This is a genomic window from Arthrobacter sp. NPDC093128 (assembly GCF_040683875.1).
GTDB lineage: Bacteria > Actinomycetota > Actinomycetes > Actinomycetales > Micrococcaceae > Arthrobacter.
This window is the reverse complement of the sequence record NZ_JBFBEY010000061.1, coordinates 1-4,701: the sequence shown is the minus strand read 5'-3', so window position 1 is coordinate 4,701 and position 4,701 is coordinate 1. Positions and strand designations below refer to the sequence as shown.

Genomic DNA, 4,701 nt, shown 5'->3' with positions numbered 1-4,701 from the left:
TGCAAACCCGCGTTTCCGCAGATCCAAGCTCCACCACAAGGGCCCCCACCCGGTTTCCGCACGCCAGTAAAGACGCCGTTTTTCAGGCCATTCAGAAGGGGGTCGGTCGCTATCTTTCCGCATCAGCGGCGGCGACTCGAATTACTTTACACGTCCAGAGGACCCCGCACAAATCCACCCCTAGGCGGTGAGGGTCGGCCGGAAATCCGCGGAATTCCGGGGATTTCCGGCCCGCCTTGGCGTCCACAGGGGCTTGTCAGCGCTGTCCGGCCTTATGTGGACTGAGTCACACCAAATACGAACGAGAAGTCGGCCTCGCGCGGCTCCAGCCGATAGCCTTCCAGGACTCCTGGGCCGCACGCCGCAGTTCCGACTCCATGCAGCGCGTGATCGAGGTACACGTAGCTGCGGCCGTCCGGAACCAGGTCGGGGCGATGGGCCGCAGCGTCCAGTGCCTCCAGGCTGTACGGGCGCACGGTGAGCGCAAACGGTTCGCCGCTGATGGCGAGCCGGCCGCCGTCGAGCTCCAACGCCGCCCGGTACACGCCTGAACGGGCGCCAGACTCCTGGGGCCGGACGTATTCCACGTCCAGGTCCTTCAACGGCAGTTCGTACCAGCCGCGTTTGGTGCCCTGGCCTGTATCGGGATAGCTGTGATGCGGTCCCTGGCCGAACCATTCCACGGACTGGGCGGATGACCCCATGACGATCTCAACCCCTATCCGGGCCCACGGCACCGGCCAGCCGGCATTGATCCACTCGCCGTCGGGCGTGACCCTGGTCCGCAGGCTGACACTGGCCCCGTCGCTGGCCCAGGCGTATTCGGCGAGTACGCCAAACTGTTTGCCGGCCGGGGCAACCCGGGTCAGCACCACAAGCTCTTCCCCGCCGCCCGCCACGTCACGGGCCGAAAGGCCGATAAGTCGGGTGTGCATCCGGTTGAGCCCGGCGTCCAGCCACTGGGTGGCCACGGGGCGCGGATCCGGACTCCCCCATTCCGCCCCGAGGTCATTGTCCGTGGCTGCACGCCACAACAGGAGCCGCAGCCCCTCCACTGGAATGCCGCCCAGCCGGATGAGGGAGCCCGTGGCCCGGTCGAAGACAGCCGGTCCTAGGCGAAGCAGATCGCCTTCCACCTTCACTCCGGCTGTAGCCTCAGGCATCGCGGCGACCGGCAGATTGGCCGACTCCTGGCCCCAGGCAAGTTCGTGGCCTGCCGCGGCCCAGGCGGCGTCTTGCCGGAGCACTGCCCTGACCGTCAACACTGCCGGCGACTGGGCAGTACCTTCCAGCAGGCCGGCCGGCAGCGGGACATGGGCGGATTCGTGCGGGGCCACCGGCGAAACGTCAACCGAGCCGCCGTCGACCGTCACGCCGTCGGCCTCCACAACGTACCGGAACTCCAGTCCCGATGTGTCAGCGAAATCGAAGCGGTTGGTGAGCAGGAAGCCCGACCAGTCGGCCGCCACCTCAATCGACAGCGGCTCGATGACCTTCTTGAAATCCAGCAGGCCCGGGCGGGGGACGCGGTTGGCGTCCACGAGGCCGTCGGTGACGAAGTTGCCGTCGTGGACTTCCTCGCCGAAGTCTCCTCCGTAGACGAAATGCTCCTGCCCATCAGGGCCCGTGCGGGCGATGCCGTGCTCCAGCCACTCCCACACAAAGCCGCCCATCAAGCGCGGGTAGCGATGGAAAAGCTCCTGGTATTCGGACATGCCGCCCGGTCCGTTGCCCATGGCGTGGACGTACTCGCACAAAACAAACGGCATGGCCCGCCGCCGTGCGTGCAGGCCGGCGTCGTCAAGCGGCGGCTCCACGCCCTGGCCGATAAGCCGGGTCTCCGCCTGGCTGGCGTACATCCGTGAGTAGACGTCCACGTAGGCCGAAGTCCAGTCGCCCTCGTAGTGGATGGGCCTGGAGGGGTCGCGGAGCTTGGTCCAGCGGGACATCGCGGCCAGGTTCTCACCGGTGCCGGCCTCGTTGCCCAGCGACCACATGATGACCGAGGCGTGGTTCTTGTCGCGTTCCACAGTCCTGGACATGCGGTCAACAAGAGCGGGCTGCCACAGCGGATCGGCGCTGGGATTCTGCCGCCAGCCGCCTTCTTCGAAACCGTGCGTTTCCAGGTCGCATTCGAGGACAACGTAGAAGCCAAGCTGGTCCGCCAGCGACAGGAAGTCCGGATGCGGCGGGTAGTGGGACGTCCGGATGGCATTGATGTTGTGCTGCTTCATCAGCCGCAGCTCGCTCTCCATGACGTCCCTCGGCACCACGCGGCCCATCTTGGGGTGGTGTTCGTGGCGGTTGACGCCGCGGAGCAGGATCCGCCGCCCGTTCACCTTGAACTGGGCATCCTCGATGCTGACGGTGCGGAAGCCGAGCTGCACGGACACGGTCTCCCCCGTGGTGCTGACCGTGGCGTCGTATAGCCGCGGCAGTTCTGCGGACCATGGCGTGATCTCCGGGAGACGATGCTCCACGCCTGCGGGCAGCTCCAGCTCCAGTTCCGGGACGCGCACGACGGCGGCAACCGGCTCACCCGCCCGGCTCACCTCGATGCGGAGGATGCCTTCGCCGGTGCTGTGGTTGAAGTCCGCGTGGACAAAGACGTCGTCGATGCCCTCCGCCGGACGGGCCTGCAGCGTCACGTCCCGGAAGATGCCGGGCAGCCACCACATGTCCTGATCCTCCACGTAGCTGGCTGCCGAGAACTGGGCCACCTGGACGGCGAGGACATTCGTTCCCGGCACCAGCACACCTGTGACGTCGAATTCGTGTGCGAGCCGGCTGCCGCGCGTGGTGCCGAGCAAAGTTCCGTTCAGCCAGACCGTTCCGGCGGACTCGATGCCGTCAAAACGGAGCAGCGCCGACGGGAAATACTCCGGCCCCGCACCAAATTCGAAAAGCAGGTCACCGACGGGGTTGGCATCCGGCGCGTGGGGTGGTTCCACAGCGAAGGGGAACTGAACATTCGTGTACCAAGGGGTGCCGTGCCCGTGCATGGACCAGCTCGACGGCACCGGGAGATCGCCGAAACCGGGACGGTCGCCACCGTCCTGCCAGCCGTCCTGCGGTGCCTGCCGGATACCGGGGTGCAGCCTGAACTTCCAGTCGCCGTTCAGGGACAACCTGGGTGCCGTGCTCTGCAGATATGCCCGGGGCGGCAGAGTGCCCTGCGGGGGAGCGACGGACGCGAGCCCGGCCACCTGTTCAGCGGCAAGGTCAAGGGTGGATTCCGATTCGGCAACGGCCTCCCGGCCGGCGGTGGTGGGCTGAACTGGCATGGCGTTTCCTCGGGTTGGGGTTTGTTCCGGAGCCGGGGCGGCGTTGTGTCGCGGCTACCGGCCAGATTCGTGAACGTTCACGTTCCTCAGGATCCTACGCGAGTACGCCGTTCTTGAACAGGGTGTTGGCGGCTTTTGCGACGGCCAGCCTTGCCGCTCGCCTCGGCCCGGCCGGCGGAGATGCCTGCGAACCGGGTCAGGCCGACTTGCGGAGGATCAGTTGATGCGCCAGTGTCAGCCGGGCGGAGTCCGAGCCCGGCGCCACGGCGCCCGTCAGGAGTCCGTCAAGGAGTTCGACGGCGGCCCGCCCCACCTCCCGCAGGTCCAGCGCCAGGGTGCTGAGCTCCGGTGTCAGGAGTTCACCCAGGGGGATGCCGTCCATGCCGACAACTGCACAGTCGTCCGGCACCCGGAGCCCTGCGTCGGCTGCTGCCTTGAGGACGCCGGCGGCCATGAGGTCGTTGAAGACCAGGATCCCGTCGGTTTCCGGCCGATCCCGGAGCAAGGCAGCCGCGGCCGCCCTCGCTGCGCCCGCCGTCTCCTCTGCCGCGATCAGTGACCACGGAGACCCGGTCTGGTCCAGCCGGCTGGCGACGGCACGGCCGCGGACCGTGCACGGCCCGATGTCACCCGCAGGTGAGGAGGCCCGGGACTCCTGGCCTTCCGGTGGAAATGCCGATTGACGGGTGTCGTGAGCGTCCAGATAGGCGATGTTGCGCCGGTTCGCGCCCCAAAGATGGTCCACGGCCAGATTCGCCGCCTGGGTGTAGTCGAAATTGATACTGCCCGCTGCGCTTCCGGGAATCTCGTCAAGGACAATCAGCGGACGACGGCCCAGGGCGGCCTGGGCCTGGTCGGCGTACCCGCCCAGGTATCCGATAACGGCGTCAACATGGGGGGCCAGGTGTTCCACGGCATCCAGGCCGCTCCGGCCGCCATGGCCGTAGTCGTCAACCACGATGTGCCAGCCCCGCTGGGTGGCGAGTTCCACCACGCTCGAGGCAAACGCCGGGAAATATGGATTCGTGAGATCGGGGATGGCAAGCCCTACGGAAGTTCGCGATCCCTGGACGAGGCCCTTTGCGAAACGGCTCGGCGTGTAACCAAGTTCACGTGCCAGCTCCTGCACGCGTTCCCGAGTGGATTCCTTGATTCCCGGCATGCCGTTCATGGCGCGCGTGACCGTCTGGCGTGAAACCCCCGCTGCGGCCGCTACGTCAAGGATTGTTGCCGGCTTGGCCGGGCGTCCGGAGGTTGTGGGGCTCATGGAGTGTAAGTCTAGAGCCGACGATGCGCGTGGGTTGCCCTGGAGGGGTGCGGGAGGGTCCCTGGGGTGGGGGTGTGTTTGGGTGGTTAAAGTGGGAGAGCCTCCAGACTGTGTCTGGAGGCTCTCGACCTAATGGTTGTCCGGCGGTGA

2 protein-coding genes are annotated in these 4,701 nt (G+C 66.8%); both read right to left on the bottom strand.

Annotation, left to right across the window (positions count from 1 at the left end):
* Positions 1 to 272 precede the first annotated feature (272 nt).
* Positions 273 to 3,284: a glycoside hydrolase family 2 TIM barrel-domain containing protein gene (locus AB0N24_RS27365; protein ID WP_364131706.1), complete on the bottom strand. Its 3,012-nt coding sequence runs from the start codon at positions 3,282 to 3,284 to the stop codon at positions 273 to 275.
* Between the two features lie 196 nt (positions 3,285 to 3,480).
* Complete coding sequence (locus tag AB0N24_RS27360) at positions 3,481 to 4,551, bottom strand: LacI family DNA-binding transcriptional regulator (RefSeq protein ID WP_364131703.1); 1,071 nt, start codon at positions 4,549 to 4,551, stop codon at positions 3,481 to 3,483.
* Between the last annotated feature and the right edge of the window lie 150 nt (positions 4,552 to 4,701).

Coding starts and splice junctions, on each gene's coding strand:
- AB0N24_RS27365 (WP_364131706.1), bottom strand. CDS start 3,284: ATGCCAGTTCAGCCCACCACCGCCGGCCGGGAGGCCGTTGCCGAATCG.
- AB0N24_RS27360 (WP_364131703.1), bottom strand. CDS start 4,551: ATGAGCCCCACAACCTCCGGACGCCCGGCCAAGCCGGCAACAATCCTT.